We start from the raw sequence: 15,239 nt of genomic DNA, 5'->3' as shown, positions 1-15,239 counted from the left end.
CGCGCAAGCCAGCGGTTCGTAACGGCGCACGGCATCCAGCGGCCCGGCAAGAGCGAACGCCGGCCATCCGGAGTGGCCCGCGCCTCAACGCGCAGCGTCGATGATCATTCCGCCATCGGGCGTGAGGCTGTAGCCGGTGATGAACTGCGCATCCTTGCTGGCGAGGAACAGAACCACCGGTGCGACGTCCTGCTGCGGCGAGCCATGGCGGGCGAGTGCATTGGCAGGCGGCGGCACATCGGCTGCGCCCCAGGTATCGGCGATCGGCAAGACGTTGTTCACGGTGATCTTGTCGGCGCCCCACTCGCGCGCAGCGGATCGCGTCAGTGCGCGCACGGCTTCCTTGGCCATGTTATAGGGGGCATAAGCCACCATGCCGAGGACACCCGCCAACGAGGCGAGGTTAATGACGCGACCTTCACCGCTGGCCTTCAGATGGGGATAGCAAGCTTGCATCGTCCGCAGATAAGCGATTGGCCCCATCTCAAAATTACGTTGCAGCTGCTCAACCGAGAGATCGAGCACCGACGACGCAACCGAGGATGGATCGAAGGCATTGTTGACGAGAATGTCGATACGGCCCCAGGTATCGGCCACCTGATCCACTGCAGCCTTGATTTGATCGCCATCGCTAACGTCGCAGCGCACGCCGATGGCCGTGCCGCCTGCCGCTTCGATGTCGGCCACGACGGCATCAATATTCGCCTGCGTCACCGAGAGCACCGCCACTTTCGCGCCTTCTGCCGCGAACAGTTTGGCGGTGGCACGTCCGATACCGCGACCGGCACCGAAGATGATGGCTACTTTGTTATTGAGTCGATACATGTTCGTTTCCATTAGAGTCGTTTCCATTAGTTGAGAGGGGTTTGGATCGCCGTCACGGCTGGTGCGTACGGCGAAGCAATGTCACGAGCGGCATTTTGTGTCGCGAAGGACGCCGCCAGGAGGATGAGGCCAACGGCCGCAGGAATGGCGCCTTTGGGTTTGCGCACGCCCAGATGTGCCAAACCGGACAAGACCAGGTGATAGAAGATGCCGGCATAGGCGAGATCACTGAGCGCGACGTTGAAGCGCCACAGAATGGCGGCAGGTCCGAGTATCTTCACTACGATCATGAAGGGTACGAGGTGCGAGGACGCGTAGCCTAACTCCGCCTGCGCTTGCCTGACAAAGGCGCCCTTGGCGATGTACATCAAGGCAGATGCGAAATAGAGCAGCGACAGCAGTGCAGTGCTGATCCAATATGTGTAGGTAAGAGCCATGGGTTTTTTTGCTATTCAGCGTAAGAGTTGGACATGCAGCCAGACTATCGACTAATATGAATGCCCACAAGTAGGATGAAAAAATGGGGCTTAGTATGGAAAAGCAGACTAATGGAGAGATGCAGCTGAATATGCACGAGGAAATGCGACGCGCCTTTTCCTTGCTTTCAGGCAAGTGGAAACTGGAAATCATGTGGCTGCTCAATCAGCGCCTGTACCGCTTCGGAGAATTGCGCAAGGCCATTCCAGGCATCACTCAGCACATGCTGACGGCGCAACTGCGCGAGCTGGAGGCGGACGGTCTGGTGTCGCGCACGGTGTTTGCGGAAGTGCCGCCACGGGTCGAATACGAAATCACGGAAAAAGCCCGCGGGCTCGGCCCGACGATGGCAGCGCTCATGGCTTGGTGGAGTGAGTATGGGCAAAGCGTGCCAGTCAGGCCGGCCATGCGTGGCCGCACAGCGCGGGCGCCAAGTGCAAAGACGCCGTCATGATAGCGAACATGCCGCTCTTTGTTGCCCGATTTCATCCTGGCTTCTGAATTGGCAACGCTTTATGACTCAACGCTGAACGGCCTCCCTCCTCTTACTTTGCGAGCATCCCGTGTTGGAGAGTTGCAGGTACGTCCGATTGGGTACGGACTATGCACCAGGGCCGTCGATGCGAGCGTTAATCGCATAGGCCGAGAAGCGACGTGCATTAGCTGATCTAGCATCATCTTCCGCCGAAGCTTGCGCCCGCGGAGCGACCAATGTGACACGAACGCCAAACTGGCGCAATTCATGATCCAGCGTTTCTGACAGCCCCTCCACCACATGCCTGGAGGCAGAATAGCCAGCCGGCAGCTTGTCGATTATAGGCTGAAGCTGCCTTGTAATAGCACCGGACACGTCCGGGGGCTGCAAGCCATCGGCGATGGCGCCGCGCACGGTGATGGTCGACGTGCGGTCGCGTCGCCGGTTGATCGGTTCTTCAGCGCGCACGTCGACCTTGCCTAGCATTTCGGTGATCGTGAGTAGCAAGCGTCGTGGTGTCATTCACCTCATTCCCTGCGGTTGGCGCATCACAGGCATCTTTACTGGCCGCTAAGCTTCGTAGACTATCCTGTAGAGATTGCCTTTGCGTTGGATGTGCGCGAAGCCGAGTTCGCCAAGGTGCATGCCGGCGATGAGGATGTTGTCCGAGCTGACCACATCCAGCAGTTTTGAACGTGTTTTGGCCGAAAGCAGCGGATCTTGGTCGAATGCGATGGATACGTCGGGACGCGCAATCTGGATTTGAGGGAAATGAACAATATCCCCCCAGATCAACAGGCTACGGTCAGCGGATTCGATGCGATAACCAGAATGCCCTGCGGTATGCCCTAGTAGTGGCATGGCACTAATACCTGGGAGAACTTCATTATCGGTAAACAGGCGCATCTTCTCCCGATACTGGTCAAACACCTTCCGAACAAACAGAAAGTTTCCGCGAGCGCGCTCACTGGCTCGGCTGAGATTGCTATCGTCTTCCCAGAAAGAAACCTCATGCTGGTGGATCACTAACTCCGCATCGGGAAAGGCTGCTTCTCCTGACGAATCAAGCAGCCCCCCGACATGATCGGGATGTGCATGCGTCAGAAGAATCGTGTCAATGTCGGAGGGTTGTACACCAGCAAGTGCAAGATTCACTTTCAGCTTGCCGCCCCATTGCTTGAATCCCCCTGCCCCTGCATCAATCAAAATTGTACGGCCCCGGCCGCGAACCAAATAGCAGTTGATATGAATGGAAGAGGGGTCGTTCACACCTGCGTCTTGCTGCAACTTTGACGCATCCAACAAATCGATATTGGAGAGTAAATCGAGACTGGCGGAAAGGTATCCGTCACTGATGGCCGTGATCGAAAACTCTCCAATCTGTTGGCTTGGAAATTGTATGTGATCCATTGACGTATTCCTCACTAATATTCAGTTGCGTGCATGAATGGCCTGGGCCGCGTAGCCAAAGCAACGGATGCGTGCAGTAAGGCCGGTATTTCCTTTGATGATGTCATCCAGTTTTTCCATAAAGAAATCCATGACGGGTTTCGTCCTGAACGGTTCAAGGCGGTATTTGATTTCTGCATATGCCTGATGATTCCCCCGACCATGACGGACAGCAACATAGATGATGTGTACATTCGCCAGCGCAGCTTGAAGCATCCCTGTGCAAAGTTGGGTGCATTGATCGGTGAGTTCCGCCAGATTTCCATCTGACGGCATCTTTTCGCTTGGTATGAAAATCGTAACGTTGGGCATTTGGCTCTACCGCGAGATTTGGAGAGCGATGTCACTGCCACTCGTCAATTGGCCGGTCATAGGCGCATACAGATGGACGCCCTTCGGAAGATGTTCCATGCCGAGGTCAATGGTGCGCCCCATCTTCGCCATCCATCGATGTTCAGGGAACCTCTCCAATGCGACAGCTTGCATCCGGTAAGGAATGAGGCCCATTTCGATGAGCGGCTCAGGGCCGACTGTACTCGTCACCAGAAGTTCGTCTTGACCGATGGCAGGTGCGCGGTCAAAGCCGCCATAGAGATTGCGGTGCCAGTCGCTGATGTGCTGCTGCCAGCGCGCGAAATTGCCGCCGCCTTTCCGGCGATACTCATCTCCATGAAGTACATCGAGATCGTCGATCGTATGCATGGCGAGGTAGACAGGGCATCCGGCGCTCAAGGCTTTGAAGCGCTGCGAGGTATGGAACCCGCTCACTGAAATGAGTGCGGGCAGTTTTTCCAGACTGTAGAAATGATTCCACTCTGCTTCACTGGCTGGATCGGCAAAGCTGCATTCGACTGTATAAATCATAAGATCATTTGTGACCGGCAGCGTTGCGCGCCGGCGTTCCTTGTTGATGTTCAGTCATTATGCGACCTGAATTTCGCCGTATAAATCGATTTTTTGGTATGCTTCCATGATTAAAAATCAAGGTGAGTCATTGCCTTGCTCTGTATCAGGAACTCTCATGCGCAGGAAGATCCCCAGCAACGCTGCACTGATGGCATTCGAGGCCGCCGCCCGCCATGGCAGTTTCGCCCGAGCGGCGGCGGAGTTGTCACTGACGGAAGGGGCCATCAGCCGTCAGATTGGCCGACTGGAAGCCTTTCTCGGCGTGATGTTGTTTGAGCGAGTCGGAAATCGCGTCCGGCTGTTGCCCAACGGGGAGCGCTATGCGGCGCAAGTGCGCGAGTCCCTCGACCGGCTGGAGCGAGACAGCCAGTACCTGATGGGACAGCCAGTCGATGGTGCTAGCCTCGACATAGCCGTCATCCCGACTTTCGCGATGCGGTGGCTCATTCCTCGCTTGTCACAATTCCAGCAGAAGCATCCGAACATCACTGTGCATCTTGCCGAACGCATGGACCCCTTCGTCCTTGCCGGCAGCGGGTTCGATGCCGCAATCCATTTCGAGCATCCGGCCTGGACGGGAATGAGGACTCACCACCTTTTGGATGAGGTGTTGGTTCCGATTTGCCATCCAGAAATTCTGACAGGAGACGAAGGCACAACCGTACTGGATAACCTACCGCGCCTGCACCGGCGACAGAACCCCGAGGCTTGGCAACGCTACTCCGAAGAGACTGGAATCCCTCTGACCAATCCAGCGATTGGTGCGCGCTACGATCTTCATGCGATGTTGATCGAAGCTGCGTTGGCTGGCCTCGGTGTCGCGTTAGTACCGCGCCTCTACGTTGAAACCGAACTTGCTCAAGGACGGTTGGTCGCTCCATGGCCAGAGGGAAAAACAATTTCCAAAACCTTCTGTCTCATCCTTCCTGAGTCGGTCGGATTAAGCGGGGAGCCAATCAAAGCGTTTGCTCAATGGTTACTAGACGAAGCCAAGAAACCATCGTCGACACGACATTGATCGCAGCACCATCGTCGACCAGGAACAAGGAGGCCAAGCGTGATACTGGCAAGTGTAAAGCCAGAGCCATCTTGAGCCTCGCCTTGATGTGCTGGACTGAATCGCCAAGCCGAACTCGAGCCACATGCCTGAGCACATCGAATGCCTCAAAGTCTGGCAGGTGCTTGACCAACCTGTTGGCATCGAACGGCAGATACGCCAAAACCGCTTGAGCAAGATCGCCAGCGAAGGTGGCCAGATGACTACCGCTGACCTGGCTGGTTGCGCTGGACATCGAAAGCATGGCCTTGGCGATTTCCAGCAACAGGCATTCGGCCACACGTAACTCTCCTAGCCGGCGGCCCGGATCGGGCCGCCGGCCCAGTTCGGCCAGCCAGCGCAGCGGGCCGCGCAACTCGCGCCCGAGAAAGAAATTCTCGCAGAAGCTCAGCTCGGCCACCTGGTTGAGCTTCTGATGGATGATCGCCAGGCCCAGCGCCTGCGTCGAACGGGCCCCGGACAGCTGCGCCGACACCCCGGCCAGCACCACCTCACCCTTCGTCCTAGCGGTAGACGCTGTTCAAAATCTTCATCAGCGTCGACTTGCCGGCGACAACGGTGTCGGCGATGGCGCTCATTGTGGCCCCGGCACGCCCTTGCGTAGCAGCATGTTGCCGTACTTGCGACGCTCGCCGGTGACGACGATGGCGAAGGCGGCGCGCGAGCGCGCCAGAAACTCCTGGCGGGCAATGTGGGCGATCGCCGGCGTGCCCGGCCAGCAGCGGTCGATGGCGGCGCGGAAGTCGCGCTCCAGCTCCGGGTCGCAGCGGTCATGCGCTTCGGGCTGCATCATCGCCACCGGCGCGGCAACGTAGTCGTCCAGGCACAGCAGCGGCAGCACGCCGGCCAGCAACTCGGCCGCCGTGCTGCCGTCGCAGCGGATCACCAGGTCGTTGTTGCTGTGGCCCGGATAGTAGGCGTCGACCACGGCGATCTCATCACCGTGGCCCATGCGCGCCAGGGCGTAGAGCAGCTCGGGGCTGACGCAGGGATGAATTCCAACAAGCATGTTTGTCTCCCTTATTCGCCGCTGGCGGTTTTTTTCATGTCGAAGTAGACGGCGACGATGATGATGCCACCCTTGATCACCAGCTGGAAGTAGGAGTCGACGCCGAGGAAGGTCATGCCGTAGTTGATGATCCCCAGCGTCAGCACGCCCAGCACCATGCCGCCGGCGGTGCCGATGCCGCCGCTTTGCGAGACGCTGCCGATGGTCACGGCGGCGATGGCGTCGAGCTCCATGCCCCGTCCCGTGAGGGCGTTGGCCAGGCCGAGCCGGCTCGACAGCAATACGCCGGCGATGCCGTACAGGACGCCCGCGTACAGATACACCAGCACTAGTTCCCGCTTGACGTTGATGCCCGATACCCGCGCTGCGGCAGGGTTGCCGCCGATGGCGTACAGGCTGGCGCCCTGGCGCGTGTGGGCCAGCATCAGGTATACGGCGGCGGCGGCCAGCAACGCGAACAGCGCCAGGTGGGGTATGCCGAACAGGGCGCCCTGGCCGATTTCCTTGTAGGCGTCCGTCAGGCTGCCGACCACGTTGGCACGGGTGTAGATCAATTGGCAGCCGAAGGCCACCGACATCGTGCCCAGCGTGGCGATGAAGGGCGGGATGCGCGCCAACGCCACCAGCAGGCCGTTGAGCAGGCCGAAGGCGGCGCCGGTCAGCACGCCGGCCAGCACCGGCAACCACAGCGGGAACACGACGCCCGGATACAGGGCGGCGGCGTAGTCGCTGTTCTGGGCGAACGAGGCGGCCACGCTGCTGACCAGACACACTACCGCGCCGATGGACAGGTCGATGCCGCGGGTGATGATGATCATGCCTACACCCAGCGCGGCCAGGGCGCGCACCGACTCGGCCACGGCCAGATTCTTGATCGATTCCGGCGACAGCGAGGCACCGTCGGTGAGCAGCGCCAGCGCCGTGGCCAGCACGACAAAGGTCAGCAGGTTGGTGCGCGCGCGCAGGTAGGCGAGCAGGCGGCGGCCCGGTGCCGGCGCCGGGGCGGGACGGGGCGCGGGCGCGCCGGGGGTGGCGGCCTCGTCGGCCACCTTGGTCAGGGTGTTCATGCTAGATTGTCTCCGTTTGTGATGTGGGACGGCGCGGGGCGGCGCCGGCGTCAGCGGTATTGCGTGGCCAGGCGCATGATCTCGTGCTGGCTGGCGTGGGCGCGTTCAAGAGTGCCGGTGTGGCGGCCCTCGCACAGCACCATGACGCGGTGCGACATGGCGATCAGCTCGGGCATTTCGGACGACACCATGATGATCGACTTGCCTTGCCGCGCCAGCTCGGCCATGACCGAGTAGATCTCGAACTTGGCGCCGACGTCGATACCGCGGGTAGGTTCATCCATGATCAGGATGTCCGGATCGGTCATCAGCCAGCGCGCGATCAGCACCTTTTGCTGATTGCCGCCCGACAGGCTGCCGATCGGCGTCTCCATCGAGGCACTGCGGGTGCCGAGCTGGCGGTTCAGCCGCGCCGCCTCGGCGCCAGCGCGGGCGTGCTGCAGCGTGCGCCAGCGGCCCATATAGCGCCCCAGCGAGCAGATCACCGTGTTGCGGGTGATCGACAACTGCGGGAAGATGCCAGAGCCGCGGCGGTCCTCGGTGACCAGGCCCATGCGCCGGACGATGGCCTCGCGGCTGCTGCCGATGCGCACCGCCCTGCCGTCGATCTCGATGCTGCCGGAGGCCACCCGGCGCAGGCCGAACAAGGCCTCGACGAACTCGCTGCGGCCGGCGCCGATCAGGCCGCCGATGCCGAGGATCTCGCCGCGGCGCAATTCCAGGCTGACCTGTTGGAAGGAGCGCGGGTCGGGCGAGCTGAGCGCGTTCACCTTCAGGCGTGTCGCGCCTGGCACACTGTCGAGCGGGGGAAAGCGCTGACTCGACTCGCGCCCGACCATCAGTTGGATCAATTGCTCCTCGTCGATCGCGCCGGCGTCGTAGGTGCCGAGCATGCGCCCGTCGCGCATCACCGACACCTCGTCGGCGATCTGGAAAATTTCGTGCATCTTGTGTGAAATGTAGACCACCGCCACGCCGCGCCGGGTCAGCTCGCCAATGATGCGGAACAGCTGCTCGGCCGCCTTGTCGGTGAGCGACGAGGTCGGCTCGTCCATGACGACGACGGCGGCGTCGTAGGCGACCGCCTTGGCGATCTCGCACGCCTGCTGGTGTGAAATCGACAGCTCGCCGATGATGGCGTCCGGATCGATGTCCATGCCTAGCTTGCGCATCAGCGCGGCGGTGTCCGAGCGCATCTTGCGGTGGTCCAGCAGGCGCAGCGGCCCGACCCGGCGGGTCGGCTCGCGGCCCAGCCACAGATTGCTGCGCACCGAGCGTGCCGGCGCGTTGGCCAGCTCCTGATGGATCATCGCCACCCCGGCATCGAGGGCGTCGCGGGAATGCTGGAACTGCCGCACCTGGCCACGCAAGCGCACCTCGCCCTGATCCGGCCGATACATGCCGAACAGGCACTTCATCAGCGTCGACTTGCCGGCGCCGTTCTCCCCCATCAGCGCGTGCACCTTGCCCGGGCGCAGCCGCAGCGTGACGCCGTCGAGCGCCTGCACGCCGGGAAAGCGCTTGCTGATGTTGTTCATTTCAATAACGTAAGGCGTTCCATCCATGTTCGTCCCCTCCAGTGACACAGCGCGCGGCCGGCGTCGCGGCGCGCGCTGCTGGTCCGCCTCACTTCTTCGTGAAGCTCTTGTAATTTTCCTGCGTCACGGCCTTGAAGGGCACCAGATAGACCTGCCCGACGATTGCCGCGTTGTTGGCGGGCGCTTCGTCGATGGCGACGGCCAGCGGCTTGTAGCCGCGCACCGTGGCGCCGCCGACGGCGCCCTTGGTGGCCATCAGGTAGGCAAGTTCAAAGGCCGTCGCCGACTGCTCGCCGGCGTCCTGCAACACGGTGGCGTAGAGTTTTTTCTCGGCCATCGAGCGCAGCGCCACCGGGGTGGCGTCAACGCCGATCACCGGTACTCTCAACGAGGTGCCGTCGCCGTCGACGTCCACGCCCGGCCGGGCCGGGTCATCGACATACTTGGCGGTGACCAGCGACTCGACCGCGCCCAGCGCCATCGAATCGTTATTCGCCAGCACCAGGTTGAACTTGCCGCGGTAGGCATTGAGCCAGGCGTCCATCTTTTGCTGCGCCTCCTCCGGCTGCCAGTTGGCGGTGTCCTTGGCCAGCACATTGACCTTGTAGCCCTTCTGCTGCAGCGACGCCAGCACCGCCTGGGTGCGGTAGATCTGCGCCGGATGCCCCAACTGGCCGAGCAGCATCAGCAGGTTGATCGACTTGCCGGGGCCCAGCTTGGCGGGAAACTTCTTGAAGTAGTCGTCGACGATGCCGGCCTGAATCTGCCCAGCCACCGATTCGGGCGAGGATGCGAGGAAGAAGTTGCGCCCCGTCTTGAGCGCCTTCACCGTCGGCGCCGTGTTGGAAAATGCTGCCCCACCACCCTTGGCCGCGATCGCCTGGGCGATCTGGTCGCTGCCTTCGGTCACCACCGGCACCACCACGAAATACTTGACGCCCTGACTAAGCAAGGTGTTGAGCTGGTCGAGCTGGGTCGCCATGTCGCCGTGGGCGTCCATCAGTTTCAGCTCGGCACCTTTGGCGGCAGCGATCTTTTTCAGGTTGCTGCCGTAGTCGCCGAGGAACTGGTCGTCGAGGTTGCGAATCAGGGCGCCGATCACCGGCTGGGCTGCCGCGGCGTTGCCGCCGAGCGCGGCCATTCCGGCCAGCGCCAAGGCGCTAAACAATGTTTTCATCTGTCTTGTCTCCATATAGGTAGTACTGGTCCGCCAAGTCGGCTGGTGCGGAGGCCGCGTCTGCGCGCGGTGCAATAAAACGGGCTCGCCGCGGTGCCGGCGGCCAGCTCATTTCAAGCTCCGAATAGATAGTACGACACATACAAGCGCTTGCGCAAGCGCTTGCGCGGTGAAAAAACCACTAATTTTTGACACTTTGCAATTTTCCCCATCTCTACGCGCAAGCGCTTGCGCCTGGCCGTGCTATCCTGCACGACTGAACACAAAACAATGGAAGGGCCGCTCTTTGGCTAACATGAACGACGTCGCCCGGGTTGCCGGCGTATCCGTGTCCACCGTTTCCCACGTCATCAACGGGACCCGGCGGGTCGACCCGGAGACCGAGCAGGTGGTGCGTCTGGCCATCGCCTCGGCCGGCTACATCCCCAACTCGCTGGCGCGCTCGCTGGCGCGCTCGACCACGAGCACGATAGGCGTGGCCATCTCGACGTTCGCCAACCACTATTTTTCGGAAATCGTCCGGGCCATCGACACCGCTTGCGGCAAGGCCGGCCTGATGATGCTGTTTGCAGACACCCACGACGACCCCGAGCAGGAACTGCGCGTGGTCCAGGCCTTCCACCAGCGCCGGGTCGACGGCATCCTGATGGCACCGACCAATGACGGCGCGCTGCGCTCGCTGAAGTATTTGGAGGCCAACCAGATCCCGGCGGTGCTGGTCGACCATCTGCTGCCGACACCATTCGACCAGGTCGGCGTCGAGAACACCGAGGCGATGCAGTCGCTGGTGGCGCACTTGATCGAACACGGCCACACCCGCATCGGCTACCTGTCCGGGGCGCAGTGGAACTCGACCAGCGGCGAGCGGCTGACGGGCTACCGCAGGGCGCTGGCGGCGGCCGGGGTGGCCATTGACGAGCGCCTGGTGGCGTGCGGCGAATCGAGCGTCGAACCGGCGCGCCTGGCAGTGCACGCGTTGCTGGCCCTGCCCGACCGGCCCAGCGCCATCGTCTCCGGCAACAACCTGATGACGCTGGGCGCGATGCGCGCGCTGAAGGAGGCTGGCGTGGAGATACCGGGGGAAATAGCCTTCGCCGGTTTCGATGACCTCGACTGGGCCGACCTGTTCAGCCCCAGCCTGACCGTCACCGCCCAGCCGCTGGAAGACATCGGTGCGCGCGCGGTGAGCTTGCTGATCCGGCGCATCAGGGAGCCGGACGCGGCGCGCAGCGTGGTGCGCATGCCCGCGACCATGCGCATCCGCCGCTCCTGCGGCTGTCCTTAGGGTGCGCCTGTAGCGGGACGGCCAGGCACCAGCACGTCGGCATCGCCCGTGCACTCATCGCCAACTCCAATATGCGGCTGATGGAGGGCTTCTTCAGGACCGACGAGACCAAGCGCGTGCGCGAGGTGGCGCTCGACCGGGGACGAAGCACTATAGACGACCTCTCACTCGCCAGCGTCACACGCTGGACGAACAGTGGGTAAGCCCTACAAGATTTTCTACGAAGCTTCGCGTCCGGTAGAGACGTATGCGATGCGCCAACAGCAGGGAGTGATATCAATGATCCCACGGCGCTCGCTGCCAGCGATCGAACAGAAAATCGCTGAACGCCGTCAGCCGACGCGGCACAGGCTCTCGCCGCGCCCGAACAATGCTGATTTTCGAGAGCGAGGCGTCCCATTCCGGCAACACGCGCACCAGTCGCCCGTCGCGTAATTCCTCGTGAATGTCCCAGGTTTCGCGCAACGAGATGCCCAGCCCTGCCAGGCACCACGCATGCAGTACGTCGCCGCTGTCGCTGCACAGCGTACCGCTGACCGCGACAGGCATCTCCCGGCGGCCCTTGCGCAGCGGCCAGGTGCTTTGCAGCAGCCCCGGATAGGCGAATACCAGGCAGTTGTGCTGTTCCAGCTCTTCCGGCTGCGCGGGCTGTCCATGCGATTCTAGATAGGCAGGAGATGCCGCCAGGATGCGCCGATTGTCGGCTATGCGCCGCGCCACCAATCGCGAATCGGCCAGCTCACCCATGCGGATCGCCAGGTCCAGGTCGCCGCTGTACAGATCCTGCACCTGGTCGGACAAGCGCAGGTCGAAGCCGACCCGGGGATGCAGCCGGCAGAAGTCGTGGATCGCCGGCGCCACGAACTTGCGGCCGAACGGCATGGGCGCCGTCAATCGGATGATGCCATTCAGTTCCTGACTGGCGCCGGTCGCCAGTTCCTGCACTTCTTCCAGCACCGCCAAGGCGACCCGCGCCCGTTCGGCGATGGCGCGGCCTTCGCCGGTAATGCGCAGGTTACGGGTATTGCGCTCGAACAGTGTGGTACCCAGCGCTCGCTCCAGCCGGGCGATCTGCTTGCTGACCGTCTTGGGTGCGAGGTGCAAGTCGCGTGCCGCAGCAGAAAAACTGTGGCGTTCTACCACACGCACGAACACCGCGAGGTCATCCAGATTGCGCAAAGCCATTTAGGTCATTCCGTGGAAAGTGTTTGTCTATTTTGCTCATTTCAAGGATATATCAAAATCATCAGAATGACACTCCCAGCACTTCATGTCGCAATGCACGCTCCCTCGGGAAGCCCATGACGACGTGCTCAATCCACTTGCAGGAGCCTATGATGACTCAACGTATTCTTTTCGTCCCGACCGACCACGACCGCAAAGGACCGTCCTGCGCCCCCGGCACCGCGCAGAGCGGCGTCTATCTCTCCGAATCCACCCATCCATGCCGGGTGCAGGCCCATGCCGGCGATGCAGTCGATTTCGTCAACCCCACTTCGACCAAGGGCGTAACCGAAACGACGCTGTCACGGCTGGCGGCTGCCTCAACGGATTGGGCCTGAGCCATGAACGAGCGCATGCCTTTCGTCATCTATGTGTTCGCACTCTGTGCGTTTGCTCTGGGTTTCACCGAGTTCGTCACCATCGGCCTGGTATCCACCATTTCCGCTGACCTGCATGCCAGCGTCAGCCAGGTCGGCACGGCGGTCACGGCCTATGCGCTTGGCGCGGTGATCGGTGCGCCGGGTCTGACGGCACTGGCCACACGCTGGCCGCGCAAGAGATTATTGTTGCTTGCAATGGCGCTGTTTACGCTGGGCAACATGGTGGTCAGCCAATCCGATGCACTAACGCCCATGTTGATCGCTCGCTTTGCGTCGGGACTGGGGCATGGCGTGTTCCTCGCCGTGGCCTCCAGCGTTGCCACGCAACTGGCGGGCCGGCAGCGTTCCGGCACGGCGATTGCGGTGGTATTCGGTGGCCTGACCCTGGCTCTGGCGCTGGGCGTTCCGCTCGGCACCTACCTGGGCAGCACGTTGAGCTGGCAGGTCGTCTTCATGGCCGTGGCGGCGAGTGGCACTATCGGATTCATCGGCTTGCTAGCCCTGATGCCGACGGATCGCGACGATGGCTCAGTGCAGGCCAACGCGATGGATGGCCTCAACGCCATGTTCAATCCCCGCCTGCTGGCCGGGGCTGGCATCACGGTGCTGGCCTATGCAGGGTCTTTCACGCTCTACACCTACATCTCGCCGGTCCTGCTGCAAGTCACACGGATCAGCGAAAGCAACAGCAGCCTGCTGATGCTGGGTTACGGCGTGATGGCTGCGATCGGCAACGTGTGGGGCGGACGCTTGGCCGACCGCAGGGGCGCGGACTTTGCTGTGATGATTGTGTTGACAGGCCTGACCGCGGTACTGCTGCTGGTATGGTTTTCGGCATCATCGCTGCCGTTGATGGTACTTCTGACAGGCCTGCTTGGTGCACTGACCTATGCGGCGGTGCCTGCTTTGCAAGCACGGGTAATCGGGCTGTCACACGTCCACGCGCCACAAGCGCCGGCAGTCGCGGCTGGCCTAAATATCGCAGGCTTCAATGGCGGCATCGCGCTGGGTTCGCTGCTGGGAGGCGCCAGCCTGGAAGCGATGGGCCTGACGAGTACGGCTTGGGTCGGCGCTATTGCGGTGGGTCTGGGTATCGTCTGGATGCTTTGGCAGATGCGAAAGGCATCCGCGTATCGCGTCGAATTGTCGGGGTAACCCCGCAGCCTGTCGCCTTTTGTGAAGTCTTCTGTGCGCATTACGGCCGGAGATGTAACCTTAGCGCGCTACATCCGGCAGGTGGTGAAGAGAACGTTGCCAAGTCTGCTTTGAGGTTGGGTATTCCGGTAGCCTGATTGCGGTGCGCAGATTGCCCCGCTGCCGCCGAGTTGCTCGGTTCCTTACATGGGAGGCGAAACTGCCGGCCGAAATTGCCGCGGCGTCACTCCTGTCACCTTGCGCATCAAACGCCGGAGTGCGCTCGTATCGACATAGCCCACGCGTTCAGCCACCTGCTCGACCGTCAACTTGCTCGTTTCGAGCAGCATGCGCGCCTTGTTGAGCCGTACGCTCTGCAGTAAAGCCGACGTACTGCGCCCCGTGGCGGCTCGTACGTGCCGAGAGAGCGTGCGCTCGGACATGCAAAATTCCGCCGCCAACGCTGAAACCCCGGGTGGATCAGGCAAGGCGGACTCGAAACGCGACACCAGCTTCGCGATCAATTCGTTGCCATTGGCGAGCATGGCGGGAACGATGAATTGTGCCTGGGATTGCCTGCCATCGATCAACAACGCGCGCGATACGGCGTCGGCGAGCGCCGGGCTGAACTGGGTACTCAACAGGTGCAACATCAAATCGGTCTGCGCGAGCGCCGCTCCGGCGGTCACGAGCGCTCCATCGCGTATCACCATACGGTCGGCATCGACCACGCAGCCCGGCTCCAGCTGCTGCAATAGCGGCGCCAGCCACCATGACGTGGTGACCCGTCGCCCAGCCAGAAGGCCGGCGGACTGCAGCAGAAAAACGGCCGAGCACGACGCCGCCACGCTCCCCCCTGCTTGCGCATGCGCTTGCAAGGCCTGCACGGCGCGCAGCGCGTCGGGCTGCGCCAGGCGCTCCTTGATGGCGCGCGGACTCTCCATGCCGAGGCCGGGCACGACCCAGGTAGTACCATCCGGGCGGGCGGTTTTCGGCAGAATTTGGGCGTCGATGCTCATGCCGTGCTTAAGCTGGACACTGCCCTGCATGGCAACCACGCGCCAGCGCGGCGTGGCGCAAGCGACCGTTGCAGCCAGCGACGCCGCAGCCGATAAAATATCCAGGGTCAACGCGACACTCGACGCAAAAGCGCCTGGCAAGACAAGAACCGTGAAATCATGCATTGGCTGAAAAAGCTTGAAATATGTCAAAACAGACACTTTCATTCTGCATCAA

At 61.8% G+C, this 15,239-nt stretch carries 16 protein-coding genes and 2 pseudogenes; 6 read left to right on the top strand and 12 right to left on the bottom strand.

Features of this window, described 5'->3' with window-relative positions; translation table 11 throughout:
• Positions 1-84 precede the first annotated feature (84 nt).
• Together GCN78_RS13000 and GCN78_RS12995 are read right to left on the bottom strand one after the other, a co-directional pair.
• Positions 85-837 carry an SDR family NAD(P)-dependent oxidoreductase gene (locus tag GCN78_RS13000; RefSeq protein ID WP_226939611.1) on the bottom strand — a complete coding sequence of 251 codons (753 nt, stop codon included), beginning with the start codon at positions 835-837 and terminating at the stop codon, positions 85-87.
• A gap of 14 nt (positions 838-851) precedes the next feature.
• A complete protein-coding gene (locus GCN78_RS12995) occupies positions 852-1,262 on the bottom strand; it encodes a DoxX family protein (RefSeq protein WP_152252085.1) in 411 nt (136 codons plus the stop codon).
• Positions 1,263-1,357: 95 nt separating this feature from the next.
• Here GCN78_RS12995 and GCN78_RS12990 point away from each other — a divergent pair, with 95 nt between their 5' ends.
• Positions 1,358-1,756, top strand: coding sequence for a winged helix-turn-helix transcriptional regulator (locus GCN78_RS12990; protein ID WP_152252084.1), 399 nt, complete (start codon positions 1,358-1,360; stop codon positions 1,754-1,756).
• A gap of 246 nt (positions 1,757-2,002) precedes the next feature.
• Here GCN78_RS12990 and GCN78_RS29660 read toward each other — a convergent pair.
• The 4 genes and pseudogenes from GCN78_RS29660 to GCN78_RS12970 form a co-directional block, all read right to left on the bottom strand.
• Positions 2,003-2,095 (bottom strand): annotated as a pseudogene (locus GCN78_RS29660) (oxidoreductase); the annotation flags it as partial.
• 252 nt (positions 2,096-2,347) lie between these two features.
• The gene (locus GCN78_RS12980; RefSeq protein WP_152252082.1) at positions 2,348-3,187 is read right to left on the bottom strand and encodes an MBL fold metallo-hydrolase; all 840 of its coding nucleotides are present in this window, start codon (positions 3,185-3,187) and stop codon (positions 2,348-2,350) included.
• Positions 3,188-3,208: 21 nt separating this feature from the next.
• Positions 3,209-3,538: a hypothetical protein gene (locus tag GCN78_RS12975; protein ID WP_152252081.1), complete on the bottom strand. Its 330-nt coding sequence runs from the start codon at positions 3,536-3,538 to the stop codon at positions 3,209-3,211.
• A gap of 6 nt (positions 3,539-3,544) precedes the next feature.
• Positions 3,545-4,090 carry a sugar ABC transporter gene (locus tag GCN78_RS12970; RefSeq protein ID WP_152252080.1) on the bottom strand — a complete coding sequence of 182 codons (546 nt, stop codon included), beginning with the start codon at positions 4,088-4,090 and terminating at the stop codon, positions 3,545-3,547.
• Between the two features lie 157 nt (positions 4,091-4,247).
• Between GCN78_RS12970 and GCN78_RS12965 the strand changes: the two genes are divergently transcribed.
• Both GCN78_RS12965 and GCN78_RS29655 read left to right on the top strand, forming a co-directional pair.
• Positions 4,248-5,150 (top strand): LysR substrate-binding domain-containing protein, encoded by a 903-nt coding sequence (locus GCN78_RS12965; RefSeq protein WP_152252079.1) that lies wholly within the window; start codon positions 4,248-4,250, stop codon positions 5,148-5,150.
• 103 nt (positions 5,151-5,253) lie between these two features.
• Positions 5,254-5,433: pseudogene (locus GCN78_RS29655) on the top strand (hypothetical protein); the annotation flags it as partial.
• 330 nt (positions 5,434-5,763) lie between these two features.
• Here the strand turns inward: GCN78_RS29655 and GCN78_RS12955 are convergent.
• The 4 genes from GCN78_RS12955 to GCN78_RS12940 all read right to left on the bottom strand — a co-directional run bounded on the left by GCN78_RS12955 (position 5,764) and on the right by GCN78_RS12940 (position 9,980).
• Complete coding sequence (locus GCN78_RS12955; RefSeq protein ID WP_152252077.1) at positions 5,764-6,198, bottom strand: RbsD/FucU family protein; 435 nt, start codon at positions 6,196-6,198, stop codon at positions 5,764-5,766.
• A gap of 11 nt (positions 6,199-6,209) precedes the next feature.
• On the bottom strand, positions 6,210-7,265 hold the full coding sequence (locus GCN78_RS12950) for an ABC transporter permease (protein ID WP_152252076.1): 1,056 nt from the start codon (positions 7,263-7,265) through the stop codon (positions 6,210-6,212).
• 50 nt (positions 7,266-7,315) lie between these two features.
• A complete protein-coding gene (locus tag GCN78_RS12945) occupies positions 7,316-8,830 on the bottom strand; it encodes a sugar ABC transporter ATP-binding protein (RefSeq protein WP_152252075.1) in 1,515 nt (504 codons plus the stop codon).
• Between the two features lie 61 nt (positions 8,831-8,891).
• The gene (locus GCN78_RS12940) at positions 8,892-9,980 is read right to left on the bottom strand and encodes a substrate-binding domain-containing protein (RefSeq protein ID WP_226939610.1); all 1,089 of its coding nucleotides are present in this window, start codon (positions 9,978-9,980) and stop codon (positions 8,892-8,894) included.
• Between the two features lie 295 nt (positions 9,981-10,275).
• Here GCN78_RS12940 and GCN78_RS12935 point away from each other — a divergent pair, with 295 nt between their 5' ends.
• Complete coding sequence (locus GCN78_RS12935; RefSeq protein WP_152252073.1) at positions 10,276-11,265, top strand: LacI family DNA-binding transcriptional regulator; 990 nt, start codon at positions 10,276-10,278, stop codon at positions 11,263-11,265.
• A 276-nt stretch (positions 11,266-11,541) separates the two neighbouring features.
• Here GCN78_RS12935 and GCN78_RS12930 read toward each other — a convergent pair whose 3' ends face one another.
• Positions 11,542-12,450, bottom strand: coding sequence for a LysR family transcriptional regulator (locus tag GCN78_RS12930; RefSeq protein WP_152252072.1), 909 nt, complete (start codon positions 12,448-12,450; stop codon positions 11,542-11,544).
• A gap of 149 nt (positions 12,451-12,599) precedes the next feature.
• Here GCN78_RS12930 and GCN78_RS12925 point away from each other — a divergent pair, with 149 nt between their 5' ends.
• Together GCN78_RS12925 and GCN78_RS12920 are read left to right on the top strand one after the other, a co-directional pair.
• Positions 12,600-12,827 carry a type 1 glutamine amidotransferase family protein gene (locus GCN78_RS12925; RefSeq protein ID WP_193316716.1) on the top strand — a complete coding sequence of 76 codons (228 nt, stop codon included), beginning with the start codon at positions 12,600-12,602 and terminating at the stop codon, positions 12,825-12,827.
• A gap of 3 nt (positions 12,828-12,830) precedes the next feature.
• The gene (locus tag GCN78_RS12920; RefSeq protein ID WP_152252071.1) at positions 12,831-14,024 is read left to right on the top strand and encodes an MFS transporter; all 1,194 of its coding nucleotides are present in this window, start codon (positions 12,831-12,833) and stop codon (positions 14,022-14,024) included.
• A 182-nt stretch (positions 14,025-14,206) separates the two neighbouring features.
• Here GCN78_RS12920 and GCN78_RS12915 read toward each other — a convergent pair whose 3' ends face one another.
• Positions 14,207-15,229, bottom strand: coding sequence for a GlxA family transcriptional regulator (locus GCN78_RS12915; RefSeq protein ID WP_319633132.1), 1,023 nt, complete (start codon positions 15,227-15,229; stop codon positions 14,207-14,209).
• Positions 15,230-15,239: the final 10 nt, after the last annotated feature.

Origin of the sequence: Janthinobacterium rivuli (assembly GCF_009208735.1) — a bacterium.
Classification (GTDB): Bacteria; Pseudomonadota; Gammaproteobacteria; order Burkholderiales; family Burkholderiaceae_D; genus Janthinobacterium.
This window is presented reverse-complemented; position numbering and strand designations above follow the sequence as displayed.

What these genes read in the sequence shown, in the direction of transcription:
- GCN78_RS12950 (WP_152252076.1), bottom strand. Translation starts at nt 7,265, where the DNA reads ATGAACACCCTGACCAAGGTGGCCGACGAGGCCGCCACCCCCGGCGCG.
- GCN78_RS12945 (WP_152252075.1), bottom strand. Translation starts at nt 8,830, where the DNA reads ATGGATGGAACGCCTTACGTTATTGAAATGAACAACATCAGCAAGCGC.
- GCN78_RS12930 (WP_152252072.1), bottom strand. Translation starts at nt 12,450, where the DNA reads ATGGCTTTGCGCAATCTGGATGACCTCGCGGTGTTCGTGCGTGTGGTA.
- GCN78_RS12970 (WP_152252080.1), bottom strand. Translation starts at nt 4,090, where the DNA reads ATGATTTATACAGTCGAATGCAGCTTTGCCGATCCAGCCAGTGAAGCA.
- GCN78_RS12955 (WP_152252077.1), bottom strand. Translation starts at nt 6,198, where the DNA reads ATGCTTGTTGGAATTCATCCCTGCGTCAGCCCCGAGCTGCTCTACGCC.
- GCN78_RS12925 (WP_193316716.1), top strand. Translation starts at nt 12,600, where the DNA reads ATGATGACTCAACGTATTCTTTTCGTCCCGACCGACCACGACCGCAAA.
- GCN78_RS12975 (WP_152252081.1), bottom strand. Translation starts at nt 3,538, where the DNA reads ATGCCCAACGTTACGATTTTCATACCAAGCGAAAAGATGCCGTCAGAT.
- GCN78_RS13000 (WP_226939611.1), bottom strand. Translation starts at nt 837, where the DNA reads ATGGAAACGAACATGTATCGACTCAATAACAAAGTAGCCATCATCTTC.
- GCN78_RS12965 (WP_152252079.1), top strand. Translation starts at nt 4,248, where the DNA reads ATGCGCAGGAAGATCCCCAGCAACGCTGCACTGATGGCATTCGAGGCC.
- GCN78_RS12935 (WP_152252073.1), top strand. Translation starts at nt 10,276, where the DNA reads ATGAACGACGTCGCCCGGGTTGCCGGCGTATCCGTGTCCACCGTTTCC.
- GCN78_RS12990 (WP_152252084.1), top strand. Translation starts at nt 1,358, where the DNA reads ATGGAAAAGCAGACTAATGGAGAGATGCAGCTGAATATGCACGAGGAA.
- GCN78_RS12920 (WP_152252071.1), top strand. Translation starts at nt 12,831, where the DNA reads ATGAACGAGCGCATGCCTTTCGTCATCTATGTGTTCGCACTCTGTGCG.
- GCN78_RS12940 (WP_226939610.1), bottom strand. Translation starts at nt 9,980, where the DNA reads ATGAAAACATTGTTTAGCGCCTTGGCGCTGGCCGGAATGGCCGCGCTC.
- GCN78_RS12995 (WP_152252085.1), bottom strand. Translation starts at nt 1,262, where the DNA reads ATGGCTCTTACCTACACATATTGGATCAGCACTGCACTGCTGTCGCTG.
- GCN78_RS12980 (WP_152252082.1), bottom strand. Translation starts at nt 3,187, where the DNA reads ATGGATCACATACAATTTCCAAGCCAACAGATTGGAGAGTTTTCGATC.
- GCN78_RS12915 (WP_319633132.1), bottom strand. Translation starts at nt 15,229, where the DNA reads ATGAAAGTGTCTGTTTTGACATATTTCAAGCTTTTTCAGCCAATGCAT.